This is a genomic window from Oribacterium sp. FC2011 (genome assembly GCF_000701645.1).
In the GTDB taxonomy this organism is placed as follows: Bacteria; Bacillota; Clostridia; order Lachnospirales; family Lachnospiraceae; genus Oribacterium.
This window is the reverse complement of record NZ_JNJM01000054.1, coordinates 1-4633: the sequence shown is the minus strand read 5'-3', so window position 1 is coordinate 4633 and position 4633 is coordinate 1. Positions and strand designations below refer to the sequence as shown.

Here is a 4633-nt window from a genome sequence, read left to right as displayed (position 1 = left end):
TCTGAATATTATTTTTATTTAGTAGCCATTCTTGAGAATGTTAATAGACAGACTCAATTTGATAATCCTGATGACATAAATCCTACTATATATCGCATCGACAGGATAAAAGATTTAGAGATAACTTCCGTGCATTTCTTAATTCCTTACAAAGACCGATTCGAGGAAGGTGAATTCAGAAAACGAATTCAGTTTATGTTTGGAGGGAAACTAAGGCGAGTTAAATTCGAATATACCGGATATTCTGTTGAAGCAGTTCTCGATCGACTACCGACCGCAAAGATTCTCGGTGAAGAAGACGGTAAGTATATAATACAGGCAGAAGTGTTTGGTGATGGGATAGATATGTGGCTGAGGAGTCAGGGGGATACAATTAAACTTTTGCAAAGGAGTAATTAATGTCAAACAAAATAATCGTAGAGATAACATATAATTTGAAAGGACTTAGAGACATTATAGTTGGAGATTTGGATTTAAATATTGATCCGATTCGTGGAAAAGATATCCGAGAATGGTTTGAACCATTTAAGGGAAGAGTATCATGGGAGGGATTAATCTCTGAATGTAAAGAATTGTTACAAGATGATGAAGCAGATCTTGATTTTATATTTAGGGGAGATCCAGAAAATGAAAAAATTCTTAGAGAATGTCTCAAGAATTACGGATATACTTTGAATTCATATTTAAATGAACAAACAGTTTACGAGGAAAATGCATCAGAAAAGAAATCTATAGTTGATGATTATAATAAACAATCATCAACTGAAGATACTCTTAATAAGGCTAAAAGGATGGAAAATCTTGGTAATATAGATGAAGCAATTCAATTGTATCTCACATTAGCTCAAAAGGGTAATGCGGAAGCACAATATAAATATGCCCAATTAAGAGAAGCTCTTTTGAATGAAAACAAAGGCAGTCATTCAGAACATGATAAATACCAAATATTTCTTTACTATGAGAAAGCTGCAAAACAAGGACATCCTGAAGCAATGTATTGTCTTGCTAATTGTTATACCGATAGTATAGGTGTTAATAAAAATCCTATTGAAGCCGCAAAATGGTATGAAAATGCTGCAAATCTAGGTGTGGTTATGGCAATGCGTAATATTGGAGAATGTTACTATGCAGGCGCGGGTGTTCCTCAAAATATGTCATTGGCAATTGAGTGGTTTAAAAAAGCAGTAGAAAAGGGTAATGATTTAGTAAGTGCTCGTAATTTGGGTGCAATATATTGTGTGGATGAATATGGTCAAGATCTTAATGAAGCTAAAACATGGATTACGATTGCTGCAAAAGGAGGCGATGCATATTCACAAAGAATTCTAGCTGAAATGTCAGAAGGATCTGATGCTATTGAGTGGTTAATGAAATCAGCAGAACAAGGTAATGCAGATGCCATATTCGAACTTGGAAAAAGCTATTTACTAGGCAATAATATTGAACAAAATTCCCAAAAGGCGATTGAATTATTTGAAAAGGCAGAAGAGGCTAATAATTATGGATCTTGCTTCTATCTAGGGGGTTGTTATTTAAACGGAGACGGAACAGAAGTTGATTATTCAAAAGCTATCTCATACTTTAAAAAAAGTATATCACAACACGAAAAATACAATGATGAAGATTATCTATATGAGTATAGTGCTTCCTGTTATATGCTGGGGCTCTGTTACTACTATGGGTATGGTGTAGATGAAAATAATACAAGAGCCGTTGAACTTTTTGAAAAAGCCGCTGATTACAATCATAAAGATGCTTTGTATTATTTGGGAAAATGTTATGAAAATGGCTATGGAGTGGATAAAAATTATCATGAAGCTTTTCATTATTTCCTTAAAGCTGCTATGAATGAACAAGTTGATGCTCAGCTCCTTTTAGGCGAATGTTATATGCATGGAGAACTTGATGTTGGTATAAACAAATCAGAAGCATTTTCATGGTATGAAAAAGCTGCTGAAAATGACAATGCTATTGCTCAAGAATATCTTGCATATTTATATCTATTTGGAGAAGGTGTTGAGAAAAATGAAAAACTTGCAATAGAATGGTTATTAAAATCTGCTGAGCAAAACAACCCTTCTGCAATGGAAAGTTTAAGTGAATGTTATCATGATGGCACGGGGGTTGAAAAGGATAACTTAATGGCTTTTAAATGGTGTGAAAAAGCAGCAGAGTTAGGTGATGCACAAGCACAATATAACCTAGGATTTTTCTATTCAGAAGGAACTGAAGTTCCTAAAGATATACATAAAGCAGTAGCTTTGGAATTATCTGGTTTTTATGGTGGAAAAAATGAGGAAAAGAAACATTATTCAGAGATCCTCAAAACTTGTAGAGGACGCGAAATGTTTGATTTATATCAAGAAGCTGCAGATAAAGGATCAAAAGAAGCTCAAGATCGTTTAAAGAATCTTAAAAAGTATTCAAATTAAAAGGATGTTAATATGAACGAAAGTATAGATAATCGTGATTACAATGAGTTGAGCTCAACATTAAAGCTTGCCCAAAATGTCATTTATAAAGAATACCTAGGTCATTTCACTGACTATAGTATACTTCTTCCAAGAGAATTATTGATGAGTGAAGAACCCTCACGATGTATAAGAATGTTTCATTTAAAACAGCTTACTTGTAAAAAGAATGAAGATATATTACAAAAACTCTCAACAGTATATCATTCAGCGATGTCACTAGGATGTAGTGTTTTTTTAATTATTGATTCTCCAGGAGATATTGACATTGTTAATATCTATATTGGTGTCAGATCACCTGATATATATGATAAAATTCAGGCTAAAGCATTAAGAACCTCATATAGTGCTTTGAAAAATGGAATTAAGAGTAACTTTCCTGGAAGTACGTTGATTAATATATCAGCATCACAAAAAATTCCCGACTTATTAGACGATATTTTTCAAGAGAATATTTCTAATATCTCGGCCGTTTCCTGTGTTGCCTCCATTCGAGATAAAGATAAAACCGAAAATAAGGATTTTATTCAAGGTATCGAGAAGCTTATTGATACAATGCATGGCAAGCCATATACAGGAATATTTATTGCGGAACCAGTACAAGATCAGGAACAGTCTGAAATAAGATCAGGATATCAGGATATATATAGTACTCTTTCATCTTTCAGGAAAAGTACTTGGTCTTATAATGAAAGTGAGAGCGAATCTGTTTTAAATACCATAAGTCATGGTGTTTCTAAAACGGTAACAGAAGGAGTTACTCATACTCAAAGCCATACGCTATCTCATACAGAAGGAAGTAATGATCAATATAATTTTAATGTAAATATAGGAGGAAACACATCATCTTCAAAAGGTACCACTGAATCAGAAACAAAATCATCGCCAACAGCTGCCTCCAGAGCCGGAGCAGCACTAAAAAGCTTATCGGATTTAATATCATATATTCCGGTTGAGGCAATCGCTATTCCTGGAATAGGTCAAGTTATTGGAGTAGTAAAAGGGGCTGGTGTTGTAGGTTCTGCAATGCAGGGTTCTAGTATTTCTAAAGGGATCGCAAAAACCATAAGTCGTTCATTAGGGGCTAATATTGGATTAGGTGGCGGTTATACACATGGAAAAATCCAAAGTGATACTATTGCAGATGGAGAAGCTGAATCCACGAATACAAGTGAAGCAACAGGAACGAATGATCAAACATCAGAGGGAACAACCCATACCGATGAAAAAGGTAAAACATTACAAATTGAATTCACAAACAAAGACATTGAGGAAATCCTTAAAAGAATTGACGAACAACTTCAAAGACTTAAAGAGTGTGAAGATTTTGGGGCATATAGTTGTGGCGCATATTTTCTGTCTAATAATGAAGAAAATTCCATTCTTGCCGCTAACACATATAAAGCTCTATTAATAGGCAAAGGCACTTCAATTGAAAAAGGAGCAGTTAATGTATGGAATGAAAAAAATACAGTAACTGTTATGAAAGAGTATTTACGTCGTTTTTCACATCCTATATTCGCTATGCCATTAGAACAAAACGATAATAATTCTCATATGGTTCAATCACCAAGTACCATTGTAAGTGGTCTGGAATTACCATTACATCTTGGGCTTCCATTTAAATCTGTTGTTGGCCTCCAAGTTATAGATCATGCGGAATTTGGAAGAAATGTCTTAGAAGGTGAAGAGACTATAAATATCGGAAAACTGTATCATATGGGTCAAGTTGAACAAGACATTAAAGTATTCTTGGATAAAGAAAGTCTTACTAAGCATGCATTTATAACAGGTTCGACCGGCTCTGGAAAATCAAACACTATCTATAAAATGCTTGATGAATTAATAAATCAGGATGTTAATTTCCTTGTTGTTGAACCGACTAAAGGTGAATATAAATCAGTATTTGGAAGGACCAAAGGTGTAATAACTTATGGCACAAATCCTGTTTTGAATGACATAGTATTATTAAGGATTAATCCTTTTAGATTCCCTAAGACAACCCATATATTAGAACACTTGGATCGCCTTGTTGAGATTTTTAATGTTTGTTGGCCTATGTATGCAGCTATGCCTGCAATTTTAAAAGATTCTATTGAAAGAGCTTATGCTAATTGTGGTTGGGACTTAGAGAAGTCAAAGAATCGATATGACCCTGAACT

2 protein-coding genes and 1 pseudogene are annotated in these 4633 nt (G+C 34.1%); all 3 read left to right on the top strand.

The features are described from left to right. A pseudogene (locus T357_RS0118215) lies at positions 1-399 on the top strand (helix-turn-helix transcriptional regulator); the annotation flags it as partial. Next, positions 399-2432 carry a tetratricopeptide repeat protein gene (locus T357_RS0118210; protein WP_031555791.1) on the top strand — a complete coding sequence of 678 codons (2034 nt, stop codon included), beginning with the start codon at positions 399-401 and terminating at the stop codon, positions 2430-2432. The pseudogene T357_RS0118215 and the gene T357_RS0118210, both read left to right, overlap by 1 nt. A 12-nt stretch (positions 2433-2444) precedes the next feature. Then, positions 2445-4633: helicase HerA domain-containing protein (locus T357_RS21940; protein ID WP_031555788.1), on the top strand; the 2189-nt coding region annotated here is incomplete at its 3' end.

Bases quoted from the DNA above. Each gene is read 5' to 3' on its own strand.
- T357_RS0118210 (WP_031555791.1), top strand. From the start codon at position 399: ATGTCAAACAAAATAATCGTAGAGATAACATATAATTTGAAAGGACTT.